Source organism: Bacillus sp. 1NLA3E (assembly GCF_000242895.2).
In the GTDB taxonomy this organism is placed as follows: Bacteria; Bacillota; Bacilli; order Bacillales; family Cytobacillaceae; genus Bacillus_BU.
Genome location: NC_021171.1, coordinates 2,154,157 through 2,178,038 on the forward strand (window position 1 = coordinate 2,154,157; position 23,882 = coordinate 2,178,038).

Below are 23,882 nucleotides of genomic sequence, written 5' to 3' on the forward strand. Positions count from 1 at the left end.
TCAGCTGATGAATCATGCAACTCACCACTCCATTTTTGCATTTTATCATGAAAAATGAAAAAAAACGTTTTCATTTTGTATGATAAACTTGTTCAAACTGAAATGGTAGAGGAGGAATGAATTAATGCATGCAGCTACAATCGTAATAGGTGCCATATGTGTTCTCTTAATTGGTTACCGTTTGTATGGTACGTTCATGGCGGCAAAAGTATTGAAGCTTAATGAAACAAAGCTGACTCCAGCTCATAAACTGGAAGATGGGCAAAACTATGTACCTACGAATAAATGGGTTACGTTTGGTCATCATTTTGCAGCCATTGCTGCAGCGGGTCCATTAGTTGGTCCCATTTTGGCGGCACAGTTCGGTTATTTGCCAGGCTTAATTTGGCTCTTGATTGGTGCTGTACTCGGTGGCGCTGTCCACGATATGGTTGTTTTGTTTGCTTCGATGCGTAGAGATGGAAAATCTTTATCAGAAGTTGCAAAAGAAGAACTTGGTCCTGTTGCTGGATTCTGTACAGGCTTAGCAATGTTATTTATTATCACAATCACAATGGCAGGTCTTTCATTGGTTGTATTGGGCGCACTTGAAAGAAACCCATGGGGAACTTTCGCAGTTGGTATCACAATCCCAATCGCAATGGGGGTTGGTTTGTACCACAAAAAGACCGGCAACTTAAAATTGGCAACAATTGTTGGTTTCGCTCTTATTATGTTAGCTATTTTTCTTGGTCCAAATATCGAAGGAACATGGCTTGGTGACGTATTAACACTAGAAAAAAGCACTTTAGCACTTATTCTTCCAATTTACGCTTTTTTCGCAGCTGCCTTACCAGTTTGGTTATTATTAGCACCTCGTGATTACTTAAGTACTTTTATGAAAATTGGCGTATTTATAGCCCTGATTATTGGGGTATTTTATGTAAATCCGGAAATTCAGTTTCCAAAGGTATTTTCACAATTCGTTAATGGCGGGGGTCCGATCGTTGCTGGTCCGCTTTGGCCGTTTATCTCGATTACGATTGCTTGTGGAGCCATTTCAGGTTTCCATGCCTTTGTAGGTTCTGGTACAACACCGAAGATGATCAATCGGTGGCATGACATTAAAGGGGTAGCATTTGGATCGATGCTTGTGGAGTGCTTAGTTGGGGTCATGGCCTTAATAGCCGCCGTATCCTTGCAGCCTGCAGATTATTTTGCGATAAACTCTACTCCGGAGAAATTTGCCACTCTGGGTATGCATACTGTCCATCTTGATGATCTTAGCAAAGAGATAGGAATAGACCTTGAAGGAAGAACAGGTGGCGCTGTTACACTAGCTGTTGGAATGACATACATCTTCACTGAAATTCCATTCTTTGAAAAACTTGCAGCATTTTTCTTCCAATTTGTAATTCTATTTGAGGCTGTCTTTATTTTAACAGCCATAGATTCGGGAACACGGGTTTCACGATATCTGATCCAAGATTTCCTTGGAGACTTTATTAAACCTTTAAAACGGACGGACTCTCTGCCTGCTAATATTATTGCCAGTGCCATTGCCTGCTTTATCTGGGGATATCTGTTATACTCCGGTGATATTAGTTCCGTTTGGGCGTTGTTCGGTGTATCTAATCAATTAATGGCTTCTATCGGATTAATTATCGGTGCAACCGTTATTCTCAAAATTGCCGATAAGCGCTGGTACATGTTAACATGTCTTGTCCCACTATCTTACCTATATGTTACAGTAAACGTTGCAGGATACTGGATGATTAAGAATGTTTACTTAAACTCAGCAAACCCAGGTTATAACGTCATTAACGGTATTGTTTCCATCATCATGCTGACGCTCGGCGTAGTAATTATGGTTGCATCTATTACTAAATGGATTCAGCTATTGAAGATTCCGCAAGACGTTCTAGTAAAAAAATCAGAATCTGAAGTCGCGTAAGTAAAAACAGCACTCATTCAAAAGAATGGGTGCTGTTTTGCTTTTATGATTTCTTTACTTGGAATGATTTCATCCACGGTATCCATATGTGCAGATAGCAAGATCCTTGGTCCCCTTGGCCCTTCTCCACACTTTCTTCAATCAAGACCTTGTCACTGTCACCAGACGAATATGTCGAATAATTTTGGTGAAACGTCAGGGATTTTTCCCATTTTTATCTATGATCAGTAACTTTACAAGGAGGATTTTTGCTAAAATAAAAGGGTCAGTTTTTTTTCACAATTAGATAAGCAGCGAAAGGAGCTTCATAATGGAAGGGACTAATAATTTATATCAACCCTCGTTAAAAGAAGGATGGGAACAAACGAAATCCTATGACATCAATAATTTCTTTTTTGTTGCATTTTTTGGCGGTGTAATTCCCTTGCTAGTGTTGGGGACCATGAATGCAACATGGCTTAAGGTTTCGAAAAAAATCATTTATTTATTAGTATTGCTTGGAATATTATTAGTAACGATTAAATTTACCTTCGTTTATTTTGCAACTAATGGTACTGTTCAAATCGATAACCGAACCATTCGATATGGGTATAAAATTGGCTGCGTACTGCTATATTTGCTTTATCGGAAGGTTCTTAAAAAGCCTTTTCAGCAACACATGGTGACTGTCGAGCAAACGCTACCTATCCTAAAACCCACTATTCTTTGGATTATCGTTGGGGCTGGGGTTGAATTGATACTATTATCATTGGTGATATAGAGAAGGGCGGGGCGCTAATGATAGAAGAGTCTATTTTTAGGGACAAAGAAATTACGACCATAGATCATCTTTTTTCTATTGAGAGATATGGAGATGCGAAAAAACATATTGAAAATTTATTTAGTCTGAATCCAAATGACTCGACTGCTTTTTATTATATGGCAATATTTTATTATTCTCAGGAAGATATGTCTGAAGCAAGAGCATTTTGTGAACAAGCATTAATGAATGGGTATGACGAAGAGACGTGTTATCATTTTATAGGGACAACCTATGATTATGAAAAAAAATACAGTGAAGCGGAAGAAGCTTATTTAAAGGCTCTTGAGGTGAATCCTGAAAGCGGCGAGATCCACTCTTCCTATGGATACATGATGTTAAAAGCTGGTTTCGAAGAAAAAGCGTTGGCTCTTTTAGAAGCTGCATTACGGATGGATCCATCGAGTGAGAGGGTTAACCAATACGTTCTACAATATTATTTTGCAAAATCAGCCAAACAAGAACAGATACATTATATTCAAAAGGTAATGGAAAGTGGCTCGACTGAAATGCAAAAGCTCTTAAACTTGGCCATGTTTCATGAATTAAAAGAGGAAGATAAAGCAGCAAGGGAGTATTATCGGCAAGCTTTTCTCCTCGACCCAACAAACGAGTACTTACTCTATATTCTTGATAAGTATGATAAAAAAACACACCCTCTCTTTTTTCCTGAAAGAATAATGAAAAAGCTCGGAGGACCTGCTGTCATTTGGGTAGGTTTTATCGTCATCACACTGGTACTAAACTTCCTTAAGCTTTATATTCCGTTAGTTATTTTTGCCGGGATTTATCTTGTTTTTTGTGTTTATACTTGGCTGGCTCCGTTATTTTACAATCTTCTTGTGAAGGGAAGAAATTAAGTGGATAAGACGGCAATTTTTTTAGCAATGATAGAAAAAGATGAAGCTAACTATGAAGCATGGTATCTATTAGCCGAAGAATATATTCTCAACGACCAGCTTTCCGATGCCCTGTTTGCTTTTTCTAAAGCTTTGAAAAAGCAAGATGATAAGATGAAAAATTTAGTTTTAGAATCTCTAAAAAAAGTGGTTTCCACTGAGGTGATTCAATTAGATGGAAGAAGCAATGCATTTGCACAAGGGCCCGAAAAAATGGTTGAAACAGCTGATAGCTATGGAAAAGACCCTGAAAATATGGTTAAAACAGAAGATATAAAAACAGAAGCGGAAGAGGTTAGAAAAACGAGCCTCAAAGTAATTGATGGTAAAAAGAAGAGCAATGTTGTCAATTTAGAGGATAGGTTACCTGAAAGAATCACATTTGCAGATGTGGGCGGTCTTGATAATTTGAAGCAAACGATCGAGATGAAAATTATCAAACCTTTTGTTGAACCGGGTCTCTTTTCAAAGTTTCGTAAAAAAACGGGAGGCGGGATTTTACTTTATGGTCCCCCTGGATGTGGCAAAACTTTTATTGCACAAGCGACAGCAGGAGAGTGTAATGCTAACTTTTATTCTGCCCACATTTCGGAAATATTGGACCCTTATATCGGTGTGAGTGAAAGAAATTTGCATAATATTTTCACCACTGCTAGGGCCAACAGGCCTTCTGTCTTGTTTTTTGATGAAATTGACACATTAGGCTATAGTCGTTCAAAATCTCGTTCGGAAGTAATGCGTCCATTAGTGGATTCGATGCTAACTGAACTACAAAGTATTAACACGAATACCGAAAAACTGTTAGTCATAGGCGCAACAAATATGCCATGGGATGTAGATCCTGCGTTTAAACGACCAGGCAGATTTGATAAGTTAGTGTTTGTTCCACCGCCTGATAAAGCAGCTCGAAAAATTATTATGGAATTAAAGCTATACGGAAAACCAATTGCAACCGGATTTGATCTCGAATTATTAGCAGATAGAACGGAGTATTACTCTGGGGCAGACTTGGAAAATGTCATTGAAGTCGCCACTGAAAATGTTCTTTATGAAATTATGAAAACCAATAAAGAACGCCTTATTACTATGGAAGACATTCTAACTGCTATCGATTCAACCAAGCCCTCCACTCTCGAATGGATGACGACCATAAAAAATTATATTAAATATGCAAACCAAGGCGGCCTTTATGATGAAGCATCCCGGTACATAAAAGAGTTTCTCTAAAAATTTCCAACGGGGTGCAAACTTCGGGGTCCGTGCCGACCCGAAAAAAGCAAAATTCCTCTATTAGTTTTCAAATATGAAATAATCGATATATACACCGATGTCATAAACTTCTTAACTCATTGTTGTGTAACCAAAACATAGAGTTTAATAGTAGTAATTTTTTTGCTAAACAAGAGTCTAATATATACTTCCAACACATAAGAAGCTTATATTTAGAGTTAATATCGATACCCTTTATATCATTGTGCTAAAATAAATCAAGCTAGACCGTTAATTAGAATGTATTTTAAAGATGACGTTAAAGATAAAAAGTATTTACAGTATGCTCATGATTTAAGCAGGAATTATATAAAAGAAGAAGTAAAACCAAACCCATCTAAAGTAGAACTTAAAGCAAAACCATCCAAAGTAGAACTTAAAGCAATTAAAGAAAAGAATAAGTGGTGTATTGTTAAGGATAATAAAGATGTTGTCGCAGAGAATAATAGGCCTTTAATAACATTATCGGAAGCTTTAAAACAGACGGATACCCACATAAAACAAGTTAAACTATGTCATACATTAATAACTTTTTAAATAAAAATAATAGAAAAACATAAATTAATAATCAACCTTTAGCATCTAAAAACGAGGTGGAAGTATGAAAAATTGGTCTTATATCCTGTATGTTTTTATACTAGGAATAATCTCTTTTATTACTCATGAAGTAGTCACTTTTGTGATGCTAGGAGTAATTTTAGTAAGCCTAAACAATATACATTCAACTTTAAAGGATATTTTGGCAGTCAACAAACAGAACAATAATTGATGATTTAAAGCTGTCATTTTGGACAGCTTCTTTTTTATGTGTTCGTTTTCTCATATAACCACTTTGCTCATTATTATTAAATCAATCTATGAAAAAGCCCCCTTGAAACAGACAAAGCTACCTTTGGAATGAGCGAACAAGATATTCAGTTTAACTTACTATCCGTAGTCGATGAGGGTAATTATGGAAAATGTGTTTGATTATGAAGATATTCATTTAATTCCTGCAAAAAGTGTAGTTAAAAGTCGGTCTGAGTGTGATACAACTGTTGAATTAGGTGGGCATACATTTAAGTTGCCTGTGGTACCTGCAAATATGCAAACTATTATAGCGATTTATTTAGCAGAAAATGATTACTTTTATATCATGCATCGTTTTGAACCTGAGAAGCGATTATCCTTTATTAAGGATATGAAATCAGTTGGATTAATCTCCTCGATTAGTGTTGGAGTTAAGGATGAGGAGTATGGATTTATTCAAACATTATCAGATCAACAGCTGGTACCGGAATATATTACGATGGATATCGCACATGGCCATTCCGATGCGGTGATTAAGATGATTCAGCATATTAAGAAATACTTACCAAACAGTTTTGTTATTGCGGGGAACGTTGGAACTCCTGAAGCAGTCAGGGAGTTGGAGTATGCAGGTGCGGATGCCACTAAAGTAGGGATTGGACCAGGGAAGGTATGTATCACTAAAGATAAAAACAGGATTTGGAACGGGAGGTTGGCAACTAGCTGCTTTACGTTGGTGTGAAAAGGCTGCGAGTAAGCCGATTATTGCAGACGGAGGGATCCGAACACATGGTGATATAGCAAAATCAATCAGATTTGGGCCAACGATGTTGATGATTGGGTCGTTATTTGCTGGTCATGAAGAATCACCTGGAGAAACAAACGAGAAGGATGGTAGGCTCTATAAGGAATACTTTGGTTCAGCTTCAGAATTTCAAAAAGGGGAAAAGAAAAATGTTGAAGGTAAGAAAATTTTGGTGGAGCACAAAGGTTTCTTAAAAGATACTTTGAAGGAAATGAAGCTAAGATCTACAATCCTCTATAATATACGGGAGGAAGAAAGTGAGAAGCTATACGCCATATAGATTATGTCGAGGTTAAGAATTCAATCTTTAAAGGTGATAAGATTTTTTAACGGTTTGTAAAATTTTTTTGTTCTATTTGTGGTTATTCACAGTTGTGCAAGATTTATTATATCTACTTAACTGTGATTTCGAGTGATTGAATAAAAAAATGGAAGTTCCAAAGGAGCTTCCATTTCTGCCTTTTCTATTGTTTGCCTTCAGTGAAAATTTGAAATGTGATGCCGAACTTGTCTGTAACGATTGCGTATGCTGGACTGAAAAACGTTTCCTGTATCGGCATTTTTACTTCACCTTCTTGCTGGAGGGCTTCATAAATTTGTTTTGATTTTTCAATGTCGTCTGATGTAATACAAATGGTCACCTGATTACCAGATTGGCTTTGTTGACCTGGAAAATTATCAGAGAACATTAGGTCTGTCTCACCAATTCTAATCATTGCGTGAGACACAAGTTCCTTTGCTTCATCTGGTAAAGGCGCATTAGGGTTTCCTGGCATTTCACCAAATTCTTGGGTGAAAATAACTTTAGCATCTAAGGCAGTTTCATAAAATTGGATTGCTTGCTTTGCATTTCCGTTCATCATTAAATAGGGATTTAATCGCATGGTCATGTGCTTAGCTCCTTCGTTAAAATGATTTATTTACTGTGCTTGGATTTTTTGTGAGTACTCTATGACTCACTACTCCCTTTAATTCGGGATATAATACTATTTTACCTTCTAGTCTTATCCATTAAGTATCGTTTATATAATTGATATCTAGAAAGACTGGTATTATGTACTTCTCTGCGCCGTGTGGTAGACAATTTGGGGCTAATTTGATGCTTGGTTACTCCAAAGCACATGGAGTATGTGAAGGAGCGCAAATTTAGCCGAAACGGTAAATCCAGCGCACCAAGGTAAGACTTTGTTTGTATCTCATTTAGGTTATTCAAACTTTCCTTATTTCAGGATTTGATACATCCTTTTAATCGTTTCAACGTGTAAGGCCTCATGGTAAATACTAAACAAGAGAATTTCACCTGTTGTATTAAAGGTAAAACCTGCTTTAGTTTTAAATGGATTTAACAGGGGTTCATTTAAGCGCCCAGACAAAATGTCCTTTATTCTTGTTCTTTGTTCAGTCATAGCGGTTAAAATCTCTGAAATAGTTGGTGGTGTGTCCATCCAATCAGTTGGTTTTGTTCCACCTCCAAAAAAGGCCACAAAATCTTTTGGTATTTTAGGTTCTTCCCCCAATCGTTCTATGACTAACTTTTCTTGAACGAATACGATGTGGCCGAAGTTCCAACGGATGTTATTGTTAAAGCCATTTGGGACCTCATTTGCTATATCTTCTGGAATTTTCTGAAATAATAGTTCTGTCATTCCACGAACCGTTTCCATATGATTAAAAATCAACTTTTCCATAAATCAAGCTCCTTATTAAATGATGTTAGATTTTGCCTTCTTCTCCATGAAAAATATCTCAGAAAATCCTGCAAATTGCAATGACAGCCGAAAAAATAAGTCTTTGTCACCACAGCTTTTCAGGAATTAATAAAACAAAAGGCTCAGTAACAAGGGTTTGATATCTGTTTTCAAAACATCCGGGTATTCTATTTAGGTTAAAGAGGTCTTAAAGACTATTTGTCGAATTATTTATCGTGAAAAGGATGTATTAATAGTGAATCTACCAAACGAGGTGGTGCAGGAATGGAAAAAGCTTTTATTTTTGATATGGATGGAGTCATCATTAATAGCGAACCAATTCATGATATGGTCGACATAGAGGTTGCAACAGAATTTAAGATTCATTTAGATCATTACCGCCTGCAAAGGTATGTTGGCATGAGAGCAAGAGACGTTTGGGAGTCCATCATTAATGAGGATCAGCTACCTTTAAAGGTTGAACAGCTTTTATTAATTGCTGATAAAAGGAAAGTGAATTTTATAGAAGCGAGTTATATCCAGCCTATAAAAGGTATTACGGGACTGCTACAGCAATTAAAAGAATCAAATTACAGAATTGCCCTTGCTTCATCTTCATCTATTGAAATGATTGAAGCGATCTTAAATAAGTTAGGTATTGATTCATATTTTGAATTCAAAGTAAGTGGAGATGAGGTTAATATTGGAAAACCAGCACCGGATATATACCTTGAAACCGCTCGGAGATTGAACGTCCTCCCTAACAACTGTACCGTGCTTGAGGATTCAGAACACGGCATAGAGGCAGGAAATGCGGCAGGGATGAAGACAATAGGCTTCGCTAATCCGGGATCAGGAAACCAAGATCTTACTAAGGCCAACTATATTGTAAATTCAATAGAAGATGTTTTTGGCCTAATATAATGTTCACATAAGGTGTACACGGTTTAAAATATATTTCCAATTTGGGAGGAAACAATGCTGAAAATACGTAACGTAGAAATGAAAGATTTACCTGAGCTTGTCGTTATAGAGAATCTTTGCTTCACAAAAGAAGAGGCAGCGTCAAAAGAAGCGTTTACTAGTCGGATTCAAATCATTCCAGATAGTTTTTTTGTAGCTGAAAAGGATGGTGTGATTGTGGGTTTAGTCAATGGTCCCGTCATTGAAACGCCCTTCATTACAGACGACTTATTTGATAATATAAAGGCAAATCCAGCATCTGGCGGTCATCAAAGTATTTTAGGACTAGCGGTGTCCCCAAATATTCAAAAAAAAGGTGTGGCATCATCATTACTTGCACATCTGGAAAAAGAGGCAAGAGCGAACATACGAGAAACGGTTACACTTACCTGCAAAGAGAATCTAATTCGCTTTTATGAGAAATATGGATACATAAACAGTGGTCTTTCCAGCTCGGGGCATGGTGGTGTCACTTGGCACAACATGATGAAAAAATTAATTTAGGATAAAATAAACTTTTTTTGAGGTAAAACAATGGAAAAATTAATCAATATAACCTTTGACGATATTAATCAGCCGGGGCGAGTTGTTTATGAAAATGATCTTTATATTCAAGTTCAAGACCCTGAGATGTTACAGATGTATGATTATAATTTCATTCAGTTTAAAAGATTGCCATCTTTGGTTGAATTTAAGGAAGCTGCAGCTTATTTAAGAGCCTATCATTTTATTAATGGACAAAACCACGTAAAGTTTTATTTTTCATCAAATGAAAAGTTGACATCGGAACTAAAGGAATATTTTATTAATATGTATTACTGTTTTAGCTATTTAGAATTGTATGCAATCCAACCAGATCAATTTCCACCAGTGGACGATGATTTTGAAATCGAAATTCAACCAGTTTCAAATGAAAATTTCCAGTCCTTCATAAAATTCCATTATGAGAAAGATCTTGAAAATGGTTCTGAATTTGCAGCACAAAAACGAGGAATGAACGTCCGGAATTTTCAGAACGAAAAAGTAATGCAGCTAATTGCCTTCTTTAATGGTATTCCTGCGGGTACTTTGGATGTCTATATTCGGGAAAACACAGCAGAGATTGATAGCTTATTTGTTCGACCATCATTTCAAAAAAAGGGAATTGGGAGTATGCTACAAAAGTTTGTTATGAATCAGTTTTTTGACAAGACCGTGATTTTAGTTGCCGATGGGGAAGATACACCTCGAGAAATGTATAGAAAACAACATTATCAGTATCTAGGATTTAAATATGTAGTAATGAAAATATTTTAACGTTATCGGCCATTTAAGACGATTTTCTATACCAATTTAGTGCATTCTTAAACAGTACCTTACTGGCTTGTTCCTCCGAAAGTGTGTTGAAAATTAGGTCTATATCGGAAAATTGAAAAGGTCTTTTCGCTCTTGTTGAGGGGAGATCTGTACCAAACATAAGTGCGTCGGGGTTTACAGAATGTATCTTTCGAATGGCTTCACTGGGATCAAAATCAATTCTACCAAAACCAGTCGCTTTAACTCTAATTCCTTTTTCAACTAAAGATAAAAGCATGGGAAAGCCGCTTTTCGATAAACCAAGATGGTCGATTGAAACAGCGGGGAGCTTTGTAATGATTGGAGAAATCTCCGCTAGTGCGTTAGAATGAATGTACAGTTCCGTATGCCAGTTTACTAATTCATAAACCCGTCTCGAAAAATAATCAATATGGGAGATATCCTCTGAACCTCCTCGATTCACATTGAAACGGAGTGCTCTCACGCCGAGATTATTAAGCCTAAATAATTCATCATCTGGTGTATTGTAAGGTAATTGGGTTACCCCAACAAAAAGATCTCCCAAAGTTTGTAAGGCATTCTCTAAATACAATTGGTCAAAGCCCTGAAATGAACCTGAAATGATGGCTCCTCCGATAATTTCTAAAGAATTTACGCTGTGTAAATAATCTTGACAATTAAAATAATCTGGTTCAAATCCTTGATTAGGAATCAATGGGAATTTCTGGTCGATAATATGGAAGTGGGAGTCAAATATTTTCATTTTTTTACCTCCAAGCCAATGAAGAGTCCCATAATTTGTTTCATCTAATTCACCTTCAAAGGACTAAATGATTATTTTCTTTCCTGGTATATCCTCATAAAGAGAATGTTGGGAAAAATAAAGGTTATTCTCGGAAACCGCCGAATAAATAAGATTGGAATCCTGTATTTTTTTGAAAAGAGTAATTCAGGTAGATTTTATAAAAAGGCTGTTTTCGTAAAGTTTGTTGCTATTTTTGAAAAGAGAAGTATGGTTGATTTCCGCTCCAGGATGCTCGCTTTCCGCGGGGCGGGCGGTGAGCCTCCTCGGCGCTTAAGCGCCTGTGGGGTCTCACCTGTCCCGCTGCTCCCACAGGAGTCTCGCACCTTCCGCTCCAATCAACTTCTTTATCAACGGTTTACTTTCCACAAAACCTATTTTAAAAACAACATTCTTTTAGAAAAAAGCCTATAAATAACACTATTTATTTTTGTTTAGAAAGGAAGGGTTGTTTGGAAATGTATGATAATAAGGAATCATCTGTAATAGAAGGAAAACCCACAGGAAGTATATTCGCGAACAGAATTGTCCTAGCAATTATGACTTCAAATTTCTTACTGCAGCTAGGTATTTGGGTAAGAAATTTTGCCATTTTATTATACGTTACAGAAATAACTGATAATGATCCGGTTTATGTTTCATTAATTTCTGTTGCTGAGTTCGCACCTATATTTCTCTTTTCATTTATTGGTGGTACTTTTGCAGACAGGTGGAAGCCCAAACTTACAATGGTAACATGCGATATATTATCCGCAGTATCTGTCTTTGTTGTGTTAATTACTCTCGTTTATGGATCTTGGCAGACGATCTTTTTTGCTACTCTTGTTTCAGCAATTTTATCCCAATTCTCAATGCCTTCAGCGATGAGACTGTTAAAGCAGCATGTACCTGGAGAGCAATTACAATCTGTTATGGCCATGTTCCAATCCTTGATGGCCATTTTTATGGTTATCGGTCCCGTCATTGGTGGATTTGTTTACCAAAAGTTTGGTATCTATACTTCTATTGGTGTCATGGGCACTATGTTCCTGCTATCTGGTTTCGTGTTGATGTTACTTCCACGTGATTTTGAAAAGGAAAAATTGGAAGAGGAAAGCAACTTTAAAAAAGAACTTGTTGATGGTTTTCGTTATGTTTTTTCGAACAAAGTACTTAAAGCAATGGGGGCTATTTTTGCTGTCTGCGGCTTAGCTATTGGGCTAATTTCACCGCTCATGATTTTTGTAACGATTGAAAACCTTGGGAAGACGAAAGATTTTCTGCAATGGCTGCTGATGGCTAATGGTGCCGGAATGCTAGTTGGGGGCGGTGTGGTTATGGCCTTTTCAAAAAAGATATCTCCACAAAAGCTTCTGGGTATTGGTATTTTTGCAAGTATGGTTGCCACGATTGGCATTGGATGGTCTACCAGCGTGGTCATAACGATATTATTTCAAATTTTTAATGGTTTATTTTTTCCATGCATCCATATTGGGATTAACACCTTGATCTTAAAAAATACAGATGTGCTATTTGTAGGTCGTGTCAATGGTGTCCTAAATCCTTTATTTATGGGAATGATGGTGATAGGAATGTCAGCTTCGGGGATTCTTAAAGTTCCGCTGACGTTGTTTGGTGTTTATTCCGTATCAGGTGTTTTGTTACTAATTGGAGTGTTCCTGACGGTACCACTTTTTAAAATAGAAGATGATTCCTTACTTCAGCCAGTGGTGGATGAAAAAGATTAGTTCTGATTCATATGAAAAGAATTGGTTGAAAGGGGAGGAAAAAATGAAAATCGTTATCGCTGGTGGTTCGGGGTTTATTGGTCAGAAATTGGTAGATTTCCTCCTCAGTGAAGGGCATGAGATCGTTATTTTAACAAGGCGGCCAAAGAAAGATACTAGGGGAGTGACTTACGTAAAGTGGCTGGAGGAAGGTGCCAATCCTGAAAATGAAATTGGCAGTGCGGATGTTTTTATTAATTTAGCAGGGGTTTCGATCAATGATGGACGTTGGACGAAGAAACACCAGAAGCAAATATACGAAAGTCGGATGACGGCGACTGATGAGTTATTAAGAATAATTGCGGCACTATCTGAAAAGCCATCTGTCCTTATTAATGCAAGTGCAATCGGCATTTACCCTGCATCGGTTGAGGATGTGTACACCGAAGATTCAAAAGAAATGGCCAATGACTTTCTCGCTCGAACTGTCCATGATTGGGAAAAGAAAGCATCGATTGCAGAAAGTGTGGGTGTTCGTGTTGCCTTATTGAGATTTGGTGTAGTACTCGGTAATGAGGGTGGAGCGCTTCCACTCATGACAATGCCTTATAAATTGTTTGTCGGAGGTACAATTGGTTCTGGTAAACAATGGGTGTCTTGGGTGCATGTGGTTGATGTTGTGAGAGCCATCGCTTTTGCTGTCGAAAATGATAGACTAAAAGGTCCTGTCAATGTGACATCGCCTTCCCCAAAAAGGATGGAGGATTTTGGCAAGGTGATTGGCTTATGTTTAAAAAGTCCCCATTGGTTGCCGGTTCCTTCAATTTTAATGAAATTGGCCCTTGGAAAAAAAAGCGCACTTGTCCTCGAAGGGCAATATGTTGTACCAGAAGTTTTAATGAAAAACGGTTTTAGTTTTCTGTTTCCTAACCTTGAATCCGCATTAGGGGATCTGCTTACCAAAACCAAATGAAAAGGAAATCATATTATATTAACGGGTTCCGTTTCCAATATCAAACACATAAAAAATGTAACTAAAAATGACTAACAAAATGTATGTTGATTTGTTAGTCATTTTTTTTGTTGTTTTATGCATAAGTGCTTTAATTTGAAATAGAAAATGCACATCGATTCGCTAAGGTACAATCACTGGTTTACCCCTACATTTTTTGTTGTCATTATAATAACATTTGAGGAACATTCTATTCATGTTTGCGGACTGTGTCCGGAAAATCTAAAAAATGGGTAATTTTATCAAAATAAGGTCTTCTATGTCCGTTTGGGTTTAAACGTAACATTTTGCGATAGATAACGGAACCCGTTTGTATTATGGCTACTAAAGGACCAAAAAATATTGAATTTGATTGGATGTTATCGGTGTAATGGCATGGATACGGTACCCGATACTTAGTAGCTGTGCTATAGTTTCTGCACAATTTTGTCTGGGGGGTTCAAAAGGTGCATGGTAGCTTTTATAAAGATTATTAAATTGGTTATTGACCGAACAATGAACTAAGATAACATGTCTTCCGGACCACGCTTGCCCTATTATTGGTTGATTTTGAATGATCCTTATAGTTTTCATATAAACACCGTTCCTAATTAATTGATAAGATAATATATGCTAAAACCCAAAAATTGTAATTGTGAATAAATAGAATTATTTTAAATAAAAAGAGAGTGTTAGTAATAAGGGGAGATGCAGATTTAGGTACAGAAGTCAGTTGTTTTCTCGAATATACCAAGAAACGATAAATATATTATGCAAATTATTATGTTTACAATAAAAATAAATATTTATCACTTTATTCCAATAATAGTGACATTTCATATATTTATATAATTTTTATCGTGCTATTCTATATTCATAAATCAAAAAGGAGTGATGATTTTGCTGGTTTGTGAGTGAAATTGAAACCGTTTTCATCAACAGCAAGAAGATATACTCAGAAAGTTTTTGGGGAATTACTTCGTCAAAATATGGGGGGTACCATCATGGCTGTAAAAGAAAAAACGTTAAAAGAAACTCAATCAGTAGAAGAAACTATTAATCGCCTTGTCGAAAATGGACTAAAAGCATTAAAGGAATTTAGACAACTGGATCAAGCGCAAGTTGATGTAATTGTGGAAAAAATGGCAGTTGCGGGATTAGATCAGCATATGCCTCTTGCAAAACTCGCAGTTGAAGAAACAGGTCGAGGCGTATACGAAGACAAGATTATCAAAAATATTTTTGCAACTGAATACATATATAACGGTATTAAAGATAACAAAACAGTTGGATATATCAACGAAGATAAACATGCAGGTACCTATACAATAGCTGAACCTATCGGGGTCATTGCAGGAGTTACTCCAATCACGAATCCTACATCGACCACAATGTTCAAATCAATTATTACTGCGAAAACGCGAAATCCTATTATTTTTGCTTTCCATCCATCTGCTCAAAGATGTAGCAGTGAGGCAGCAAGAGTAGTACGTGATGCCGCTATCGCTGCAGGCGCTCCCGAACATTGCATTCAATGGATCGAAGCTCCATCTTTAGAAGCAACCAAACTATTAATGAACCATCCAAAAATTTCACTTATTTTAGCAACTGGTGGCTCTGGTATGGTTAAATCAGCGTATAGCTCTGGTAAACCAGCACTTGGTGTTGGACCAGGTAACGTACCGTGTTATATTGAAAAATCTGCTAACATCAGACGAGCAGTAAATGATTTAATTTTATCAAAAACATTTGATAATGGAATGATTTGTGCATCTGAGCAAGCGGTAATCATTGATAAAGAGATCTATGCGGATGTAAAAAAAGAAATGATTGCTAACGATTGTTACTTTTTAACTGAAGAAGAAAAGAAAATGGTAGAAAAGCTTGTTATTAATGAAAACACATGTGCTGTAAATGCCGAAATAGTTGGAAGACCTGCACCTGAAATTGCCCGTCTAGCTGGGGTGATTGTTCCTGAATCAGTAAAGATATTAGTTGCTGAATTAAAGGGAGTTGGAGCAAATTATCCGCTATCACGTGAAAAGTTAAGCCCAGTTCTAGCTTGTTATAAAGTGAACAGTTTAGAGGAAGGGTTGACAAGAGCGGAAGAAATGCTAGCATTTGGTGGTTTAGGACATTCAGCTGTTCTTCATAGCAATGATGATGAAGTAATAAAACAGTTTGGATATAGAATGCAAGCAGGCCGTATTATTCTGAATGCTCCATCATCGCAAGGAGCAATCGGGGATATTTATAATGCATACATTCCATCGCTAACTCTTGGTTGTGGATCCTATGGTGGAAACTCTGTTTCTACAAACGTTGGAACCGTTCATTTGGTTAATACAAAAATGATGGCAAAGAGAAATACGAATATGCAATGGTTTAAAATTCCACCAAAATTGTTTTTCTATAAACACAGCACACAGTATTTGGCGAAAATGGAAGGTATCTCAAGGGCTATAATTGTAACGGATCCAGGTATGGTGAAATTAGGGTATGTCGATACAATTCTTCATTACCTGAAACAACGTACTAACCAGGTAGCTGTAGAAATTTTCTCTGAAGTAGAGCCGGATCCATCGCTCGACACTGTTGTAAAAGGTGTAGAAAAGATGATAAACTTCCAGCCAGATGTTATTATCGCACTTGGCGGCGGCTCTGCAATGGATGCTGCGAAAGGAATGCACTTATTCTATGAGCATCCAGAGGTCGATTTCTTTGGTATTAAACAGAAGTTCCTGGATATTCGAAAAAGAGTTGTAAAGTTTCCGAAATCTGGTACAAAAACAAAATTTGTTGCGATCCCTACTACATCTGGAACTGGGTCAGAGGTAACATCTTTCTCTGTTATCACTGACAAAAAAGTAGGCATGAAGTATCCGCTGGCTGATTACGAGTTAACACCAGATGTAGCGATCATTGACCCGCAATTTGTTATGACAGTACCGAAGGCAATCACTGCTGATACAGGGATGGATGTACTCACCCATGCGATTGAAGCTTATGTTTCAGTGTTCGCAAATGACTACACTGACGGATTAGCAATGAAAGCAATCCAACTAGTGTTCGAATATCTTCCAAAAGCATACCATAATGGAAGTGATGAATTAGCTCGTGAAAAAATGCATAATGCATCTACAATCGCAGGAATGGCGTTTACGAATGCATTCTTGGGTATCAATCACAGCTTAGCACACAAGCTTGGCTCTGAATTCCATATTCCACATGGACGTGCTAATACGATCGTGTTGCCACATGTAATTCGCTATAATGCTTCGAAACCAACAAAATTTGTTGGATTCCCACATTATGAAAGATTTATCGCTCATGAAAGATATGCTGAAATTGCTAGAATGCTTGGCTTACCAGCTAGCACAACTCAAGAAGGCGTTGAAAGCCTAGTCCAAGCCATTATTAAAATGACAAAGGAATTTGGAATGCCGACTACTCTTGAAGCAGCCGGAGTTGACAAAAAAGAGTTTGACCAGAAAGTAGACTGGTTAGCAGAACGTGCATTTGAGGACCAATGTACTACTGCAAATCCTAGATATCCACTTGTAACTGAACTAGCTGGTATCTACCGTAAAGCGTTTTAACAAAATCCAGTATGAAACCTTGCCAGATATCGGCAAGGTTTTTTCTAAGTCTTAATTTTTAAACAAAAATCAGATACAAGATTATTTTATCCACAGTCTTTCCTATAAGACTGTGGTTTTTGTTATTGGGCACCCATAAAAAAGAATTTTAATAGATTTCTTTGAATTTTTTGGGTGTAGACGAAGCTTCTACATCGGAGTATAGTAATCTGCATGAGTTAAGGTAAAACAGGAGGAACTATATGTTTGGATTAGCGTTGCCTAAATCATTCTTGCAGATGAATACTATATTTATTTCGATTTTAATAGAAGCCTTACCATTTGTTACATTGGGAGTGTTAATTTCTGGAGTTATCCAGATTTTTCTAACGGAAGAAATGATTGCTAAAATTATCCCGAAAAATAGGATACTGGCAGTACTTTTTGCTAGTTTTTTAGGTTTTTTCTTTCCTTCATGTGAATGTGGAATAGTTCCCATTGTCCGGAGACTTGTATCGAAAGGTGTACCAATTTCAGCCGGAATTTCTTTTATGTTAACAGCACCTATTATTAATCCGGTTGTTTTATTTGCAACTTATGTTGCGTTCGGAAGCAGCTGGAGAATGGCGCTTTACAGAGCAGGTGGAGCAATTATTGTCTCCGTAATAGTTGGCATTTTTCTGGCCTATTTTTATAAAGGGAATCCTTTAAAAGAGCTAGACAATGAAAAGCATGACCATCATAGTCATTCACATGAACCTATAAGATATTCATTTTTTAAGAAAATTTGGATGACATTAGAACATGCTGTTGATGAGTTTTTCTCAATGGGGAAATATTTAGTTGTCGGTTCTTTAATAGCTTCGGCGGTGCAAACATATGTTAAAACTTCAACACTAGTTTCTATTGGTCACGGACCAGTTTCTTCATCTTTGGTAATGATGGCGTTGGCATTTATTCTTTCTTTGTGCTCAGAGGCAGACGCATTTATCGCTTCCTCATTTAGAACCACTTTTGCAACAGGATCATTATTAGCCTTTTTGGTATTTGGTCCAATGGTTGATATGAAGAATTTGATGATGATGCTGGCTACATTTAAAAAGCGTCTTGTTCTCATGACTGTTTCTGTTGTGATAGTAGTTGTTTTTGTTTACTCATTGTTCTTCTAAGGAGCGGTTATTATGTTTAGAGGTCTAACATTAATTGGTTTTATATATTTACTCTTTAGTTTGCATCTTACAGGTGATATTAGTAAATATATTAATATGCAATATTCATACCTTTCAGTGATGGCTGGCTATGCTTTATTAATACTAGCGATTGTCCATTTAGTGATGATGATCAAGGACGATCCCAAAAAATCTGATTGCGATCATCACGATCACCATCACTCAAAAGAGGGCAAATGGTATAAAAAACTTGTGGTTTATCCTATCTTTTTCTTTCCGATTATTTCTGGTTTGTTTTTACCTATTGCGACTCTTGATTCGAACATTGTTAAGGCAAAAGGTTTTCATTTCCCTATTTATGATGAAGGAAAAGGTGATCCTTTTATGCAACAACAGTTTTTGCGGCCAGATACGAGTGTTTATTATGGCAAAGAAGCTTACGATAGTCTTATAAATAATGAAAAGAAAAAATATGTCAATCTAAACACGATCGAATTAAATGATAAAAACTATTTAAAAGGGATGGAGACAATTTATAACTTTCCTGGAGATTTTTTAGGGAAAGAAGTAGAATTTAAGGGCTTTGCTTTTAACGATCCAGAAACAAAAAACAAAAGTCAGATTTTTGTTTTCCGATTTGGCGTCATCCATTGTATTGCTGATTCAGGCGTTTTTGGAATGCTTGTCCAATTGCCTGATGGGATAAAATTAAAAAATGACCAGTGGATTATTGTTAAAGGAAAAATATCTTCGATTTATTATCAGCCATTTAAAACCAATATCCCGTACCTTCAAGTAGAAGATATGAAAAACACCTCCGCACCAAAGGAACAATATGTGTATAGAGGGTATTGATATGAGAAATAAAAGAGATTCATAATATTTTTAAAGGGAAAATCATGGTTGGAGGGACCGTGAGTTTTTCCCTTTTAAATCCAACTATACAACAACCTATGGATTAATGTTAATCGGGTACATTCTTTTTGTCGTACTTTGATTGCAGTAGAATAACCTTTTAACTGTTAATCTAGCATGTTAATTTCTAAAAAGAATTGACTTTATAGGATACTCATATTATTATTTAATTCGTAATAATTCCGATTTGTACCTTTAAAAAAGTAGCAATGTTTCTAAATTAGTTTTTTTTATTTCGTAAATCGGAATCGTTCCAATTTATGAAAGGAAGGTGAAAGAAGTGAAAAAATTCATAGTTACAACCATTATATTTTTAGTGATACTAAGCGGTTGCACGAATGTAAGTCAGACGAAAGGTGAGATTAGCAAAGAAGGATCAAAGAAACTACAAATCGTTACGTCCTTTTATCCAATCTATTATTTTACAAAACAAGTTGCCGGTAAAAATGCAAATGTTGACCTTGTTATACCAAATGGAGTGGAACCCCATGAATGGGAACCATCTGTCAAAGATATGGCAAAAATTCAGGATGCTGACGTATTCGTATACAACAGTAGATATTTTGAAACATGGGTAAGTAAAGTGCTAAAAAGTATGGATTCATCAAAATTAGAAGTATTAGAAGCTTCAAAGGGTATCCAACTTTTAGATGGACATATAGAAGGTGATCAGCATAAGGGGAATGGTACGAGTAAAGATCCTCATGTATGGCTATCACCGGTTTTAGCGCAACAAGAGGTCGACAATATTGCTAAGACATTGGAGAAGAGTGATCCTAAAAATAAAGTACAATACGCTAAAAATGCAGCCACTTTTAAAGCAAAGCTTGTAGATCTCGATAAGTTATACAAAGAAACAATTGAAAAAGCAGATCAAAAAGAGTTTGTTACCCAACATGCGGCATTTCAATATTTATCAAAACAATATGGATTAACACAGATCCCTATTGCAGGGCTTTCACCTGAAGTAGAACCAACCCTCGGTAAATTAGAGGAATTAGCTAAATTAACAGAAGAAAAAAATATTCATGTAATTTACTTTGAAGGACTAACATCCTCAAAAGTAGCACAAACTTTAGCAAATGAAATAGGTGCTGAAACCGAAGTGTTAAATCCACTAGAAGGATTAACCAAAGATGAAAAGGAACATGGTTTAGATTATATTGGCGTTATGGAAAAAAATTTAGAGGCATTAAAAAGATCAATATATAAATAAGGTTAAACATTGATTGCATGATTTTCCATTCTTTGTGGGGGAGCCCTTATATTTGGGAAGGTGTACGCACCTTCCCATTTGTTTATTTAGAGTTTTTAAGAGCGCTGTATCGTAGAAGTAGAGAAACCTTTGATCATCCTTTGTAAATTCCGATGTGATTCTCTTAATTTAATTGTCTCTTCGATGATTCTTTGGAATCCTTCCAAATCTTTATCAGATGCATTTAATAAGGAATTAGGAATCCCTTCGACGATTTGTTGTAGGGTTAAATCCATCGCCACGGCAAAAACCACCTTTCAACTTATTCATTTATCATTTATTTCGTCTTCTTTATTATTTGAGGATGAAGGGCGTTTTTCCTGCAAACAACTTAATAAACTTCTCTACATTTCTCTCCATTTTGCATGAGTGATAGAGAAATTTTTTCTGAAACATACAAATTACGACGGGGAATTATTAGTTTATTCTAAAATTTGTAGAAAATTAATAGCATTTAAACTAGAAATAACCTATGCTAGAACATGAGTCTTTCAAGAAGTAAACCATTATAACAAAATGAGACATATTTTTAATCCTTTTGTAACATGACTGGAACATTATTTTGGTATAACTAGATACATAGGGGAAGAGGTGTATGCAGATTAAAAAGCGTATGATTCTCATAATGTCCACATTGATGTTGTGTAGTTCAGGTTCGGCTGCGGTTTATGCCCAAACAACTAACACAGAAGCTTTACAAAATATCCAGCAGGATCTTGAGCAAAAGACTAAAGAAAAAGATTCTATTAATCAGGATATCGAAAAAATTAAACAAGAAGTGGACTCTTTAAATACATATATTACAGAGAATAAAGAGGCCATGGCAAACACGCAGAAAAAAATTGATTTATTAAATCAACTCATTGAAGAGAAAAAAGAGGAAATTGTAACGCTTGAGGATAAAATTTTCACCCGTAAAGAAGTCATGAAGAAAAGGCTTGTAGCTCTTCAGCATGATAGTAATGTTAATTTAGCTATTAAAGTTTTATTGGATTCTAAAAGCTTCGGAGACTTCATCGAACGTGCAAGCGCTGTCAGCACTCTTTTTAATGCAGACAAGGATATTTTAACAGCACAGCAAGACGATCTAAGGCTGATTGAAGAAAATAAAAAAGAAATTGATAAGCAACAACAAAGTTTAGAAGAGGAACAAAAGCTTGTTGCAAAACAACAGGCAGACCTTAATCAAAACTTACAAAAAAGGCAAGAGAGTTTAACTATACTACAAGATAAATATAGTCAAATTTCACAACAAATGGAGGTCGACCAGCAGCAAAAAACGGGCATCGAAGCCGAGTTAAAAGCTGCTCAAGACAAGATTCGCATTGAACAAGAAGAGGCAAATAAAAGGGCAGCATCTGCTACGGTGGCCAATTCGTCAACCACATCAGATCAAGTGGGTACCGGCCAAGAAATGTACGTCACTGCCACTGCATACAGTCCAGAAGAATCTGGAGCGATTACGGTATTGGGATACAATATTCGTGAGAATCCTAATATGAAATTGATTGCGGTTGACCCATCCGTTATCCCATTAGGAAAAAGGGTATGGGTTGAAGGATATGGCGAGGCTATTGCAGGAGATAAAGGGTCTGCAATTGTTGGACATAAAATCGATGTATTAATGCCAACAAAGGCACAGGCTTTATCCTGGGGCAGAAAGACCGTCAAAATTGTTATTTTAGACTAGTCTATTATAGGAAAATCATAGAAAAAGGCAGCTGCTACTCAATGCATACTTATTTGTGCATTGAGTAGCAGCTGCCTTTTTGATGTTTGTCTAAAACTATGTTCAGAAAAAATAATAGGATTCGTGAGACCATATTAAATCTTACTAATTTCATTTTCTTTAACTAATAACACTTTTCTTGGGTTATTTTCACTCTTGATTTCATATTGTCCATTTTTATAATCGTAAAAAATACGATAAACATTTCCTGAGAAAAGAACTTTATCTTTAATAGCCATATTTAGCACTCCTTCATTCATATTGTTAATTTCACTTTAAACCATTTTTATGAATCATGTTATTCTTTTGTTAGGTTATCTGACAATGAATTTATATTAGTTTCTGATAAAATTATTATGTAAACTATAATTTTCCCTTATTTTTAATCTGTATTTGGTCCAATCTAGCAAGTGTAGAGGGTACTGGAATGAGCAAATCATGTAAGGGAAGGAGGATGATGTTCTTTACTTTCAAGGGCAATGGACAGGATGGGTCATGACCTTGCCCGAATGTCATTCTAATTGGGTATTCTTATCCACTGCTAAACCACCAGTTATTGTTACATAATCGAAATGCAGCTGAAATATAAACGTTATTAATGTTTTATAAGAAAACTTTTTCCATCTGTATTGGCTTAAGAGCATTCGAATGATTAATATAGATAAAGGCATCATACCGCTGCGATATAACGGAAGGAACATAGTTACCGTATTGTTCGTGTTTTGGATTGTAAACAACCCCAATTGCTCTATGACCGATCACATGATTGAATATATGTTTATTTTCATCATTAAATATTAAGAATTTGTCATGAGGTCCTGAGTTGTACAACAAATCCTTCCAACTTCCTGTTTGGGCTGGGGGAGTAATCATTTGTTTAAAGTCAACACCCCACTGATCTGCAGCAATGACAGTTCCGCGATGTGTTCCAAATCCTATGATAAAAAGTTGGTCTTGCCCTTGCTGTTCTCCTAATATTTGACCTACGTTAACCATTCCTTCATCGGCCATGTCTGTTGCCCTCGCATCCCCAACGTGAGTATTGTGTTCCCAGATAATTCCTTTTGCCTTATTTTCATAAAACTGATCAATTTTATTGATTACTTCTACCATGTGACGATCACGAATATTCCATGATTCAGTATCATTTAGAACAATTGTTCTGTAATAATGTTCTGCATTTGCTGTAATAAGTGCATTTACTTAAAGGTTAAAACTATTTTCTTCTGCATTTTTCCCTTTTCCCTTATTTAAGCAAATTTCTGTTAATAGTTTGACTACCTCATCATGACACCC

Annotated in this window: 21 protein-coding genes and 1 pseudogene; 16 read left to right on the plus strand and 6 right to left on the minus strand. The window is 36.3% G+C overall.

Annotation, left to right across the window (positions count from 1 at the left end; genetic code table 11):
• Positions 1-124 precede the first annotated feature (124 nt).
• From B1NLA3E_RS10305 to guaC, 6 genes and pseudogenes are all read left to right on the plus strand, one after another.
• Positions 125-1,933: a carbon starvation CstA family protein gene (locus B1NLA3E_RS10305; RefSeq protein WP_015593781.1), complete on the plus strand. Its 1,809-nt coding sequence runs from the start codon at positions 125-127 to the stop codon at positions 1,931-1,933.
• Positions 1,934-2,243: 310 nt separating this feature from the next.
• Complete coding sequence (locus B1NLA3E_RS10310) at positions 2,244-2,693, plus strand: hypothetical protein (protein WP_015593782.1); 450 nt, start codon at positions 2,244-2,246, stop codon at positions 2,691-2,693.
• A gap of 17 nt (positions 2,694-2,710) precedes the next feature.
• Positions 2,711-3,592 (plus strand): tetratricopeptide repeat protein, encoded by an 882-nt coding sequence (locus tag B1NLA3E_RS10315; protein WP_015593783.1) that lies wholly within the window; start codon positions 2,711-2,713, stop codon positions 3,590-3,592.
• Entirely contained in the window at positions 3,593-4,858 is a 1,266-nt protein-coding gene (locus B1NLA3E_RS10320) for an ATP-binding protein (RefSeq protein WP_015593784.1), read from the plus strand. It begins immediately after the preceding gene.
• Between the two features lie 282 nt (positions 4,859-5,140).
• Complete coding sequence (locus tag B1NLA3E_RS10325) at positions 5,141-5,437, plus strand: hypothetical protein (RefSeq protein WP_015593785.1); 297 nt, start codon at positions 5,141-5,143, stop codon at positions 5,435-5,437.
• A gap of 415 nt (positions 5,438-5,852) precedes the next feature.
• Positions 5,853-6,824, plus strand: a pseudogene (gene guaC / locus B1NLA3E_RS10330) (GMP reductase).
• Between the two features lie 134 nt (positions 6,825-6,958).
• Here guaC and B1NLA3E_RS10335 read toward each other — a convergent pair.
• Positions 6,959-7,384 (minus strand): VOC family protein, encoded by a 426-nt coding sequence (locus tag B1NLA3E_RS10335; protein WP_015593788.1) that lies wholly within the window; start codon positions 7,382-7,384, stop codon positions 6,959-6,961.
• Between the two features lie 330 nt (positions 7,385-7,714).
• Positions 7,715-8,182, minus strand: a complete 468-nt coding sequence (locus B1NLA3E_RS10340; protein ID WP_015593789.1) for a DinB family protein — start codon at positions 8,180-8,182, stop codon at positions 7,715-7,717.
• Positions 8,183-8,467: 285 nt separating this feature from the next.
• Between B1NLA3E_RS10340 and B1NLA3E_RS10345 the strand changes: the two genes are divergently transcribed.
• The 3 genes from B1NLA3E_RS10345 to B1NLA3E_RS10355 are packed head-to-tail and all read left to right on the plus strand — an operon-like array spanning position 8,468 to position 10,441.
• Positions 8,468-9,106 carry an HAD family hydrolase gene (locus B1NLA3E_RS10345; RefSeq protein ID WP_015593790.1) on the plus strand — a complete coding sequence of 213 codons (639 nt, stop codon included), beginning with the start codon at positions 8,468-8,470 and terminating at the stop codon, positions 9,104-9,106.
• Between the two features lie 54 nt (positions 9,107-9,160).
• Positions 9,161-9,649, plus strand: a complete 489-nt coding sequence (locus B1NLA3E_RS10350; protein ID WP_015593791.1) for a GNAT family N-acetyltransferase — start codon at positions 9,161-9,163, stop codon at positions 9,647-9,649.
• Positions 9,650-9,679: 30 nt separating this feature from the next.
• On the plus strand, positions 9,680-10,441 hold the full coding sequence (locus B1NLA3E_RS10355; RefSeq protein WP_015593792.1) for a GNAT family N-acetyltransferase: 762 nt from the start codon (positions 9,680-9,682) through the stop codon (positions 10,439-10,441).
• A 13-nt stretch (positions 10,442-10,454) separates the two neighbouring features.
• On the opposite strand, the gene B1NLA3E_RS10360 is transcribed toward B1NLA3E_RS10355, so the two are convergent.
• Positions 10,455-11,204, minus strand: coding sequence for an amidohydrolase family protein (locus B1NLA3E_RS10360; RefSeq protein ID WP_015593793.1), 750 nt, complete (start codon positions 11,202-11,204; stop codon positions 10,455-10,457).
• Positions 11,205-11,701: 497 nt separating this feature from the next.
• On the opposite strand from B1NLA3E_RS10360, the gene B1NLA3E_RS10370 reads away from it, so the two are divergent.
• The 6 genes from B1NLA3E_RS10370 (at position 11,702) to B1NLA3E_RS10395 (ending at position 20,818) form a co-directional block, all read left to right on the plus strand.
• Positions 11,702-12,970 carry an MFS transporter gene (locus B1NLA3E_RS10370; protein ID WP_083935184.1) on the plus strand — a complete coding sequence of 423 codons (1,269 nt, stop codon included), beginning with the start codon at positions 11,702-11,704 and terminating at the stop codon, positions 12,968-12,970.
• A 43-nt stretch (positions 12,971-13,013) separates the two neighbouring features.
• Positions 13,014-13,922 (plus strand): TIGR01777 family oxidoreductase, encoded by a 909-nt coding sequence (locus B1NLA3E_RS10375; RefSeq protein ID WP_041581022.1) that lies wholly within the window; start codon positions 13,014-13,016, stop codon positions 13,920-13,922.
• A 1,022-nt stretch (positions 13,923-14,944) separates the two neighbouring features.
• Positions 14,945-17,539: a bifunctional acetaldehyde-CoA/alcohol dehydrogenase gene (gene adhE, locus B1NLA3E_RS10380; RefSeq protein ID WP_015593796.1), complete on the plus strand. Its 2,595-nt coding sequence runs from the start codon at positions 14,945-14,947 to the stop codon at positions 17,537-17,539.
• Between the two features lie 242 nt (positions 17,540-17,781).
• Positions 17,782-18,687, plus strand: a complete 906-nt coding sequence (locus B1NLA3E_RS10385) for a permease (RefSeq protein ID WP_015593797.1) — start codon at positions 17,782-17,784, stop codon at positions 18,685-18,687.
• Positions 18,688-18,699: 12 nt separating this feature from the next.
• Positions 18,700-19,542, plus strand: a complete 843-nt coding sequence (locus B1NLA3E_RS10390; protein WP_015593798.1) for a TIGR03943 family putative permease subunit — start codon at positions 18,700-18,702, stop codon at positions 19,540-19,542.
• 340 nt (positions 19,543-19,882) lie between these two features.
• Positions 19,883-20,818 carry a metal ABC transporter substrate-binding protein gene (locus tag B1NLA3E_RS10395; protein ID WP_015593799.1) on the plus strand — a complete coding sequence of 312 codons (936 nt, stop codon included), beginning with the start codon at positions 19,883-19,885 and terminating at the stop codon, positions 20,816-20,818.
• Positions 20,819-20,913: 95 nt separating this feature from the next.
• On the opposite strand, the gene B1NLA3E_RS10400 is transcribed toward B1NLA3E_RS10395, so the two are convergent.
• A complete protein-coding gene (locus tag B1NLA3E_RS10400) occupies positions 20,914-21,099 on the minus strand; it encodes a hypothetical protein (RefSeq protein WP_041580452.1) in 186 nt (61 codons plus the stop codon).
• A gap of 353 nt (positions 21,100-21,452) precedes the next feature.
• On the opposite strand from B1NLA3E_RS10400, the gene B1NLA3E_RS10405 reads away from it, so the two are divergent.
• Positions 21,453-22,547 carry a PcsB-like coiled-coil domain-containing protein gene (locus B1NLA3E_RS10405; protein WP_015593800.1) on the plus strand — a complete coding sequence of 365 codons (1,095 nt, stop codon included), beginning with the start codon at positions 21,453-21,455 and terminating at the stop codon, positions 22,545-22,547.
• Positions 22,548-22,681: 134 nt separating this feature from the next.
• Here the strand turns inward: B1NLA3E_RS10405 and B1NLA3E_RS25275 are convergent, their stop codons facing one another.
• Both B1NLA3E_RS25275 and B1NLA3E_RS10410 read right to left on the minus strand, forming a co-directional pair.
• The gene (locus B1NLA3E_RS25275; protein ID WP_187292204.1) at positions 22,682-22,825 is read right to left on the minus strand and encodes a hypothetical protein; all 144 of its coding nucleotides are present in this window, start codon (positions 22,823-22,825) and stop codon (positions 22,682-22,684) included.
• Between the two features lie 364 nt (positions 22,826-23,189).
• Positions 23,190-23,777 (minus strand): erythromycin esterase family protein, encoded by a 588-nt coding sequence (locus B1NLA3E_RS10410; RefSeq protein WP_268870671.1) that lies wholly within the window; start codon positions 23,775-23,777, stop codon positions 23,190-23,192.
• Between the last annotated feature and the right edge of the window lie 105 nt (positions 23,778-23,882).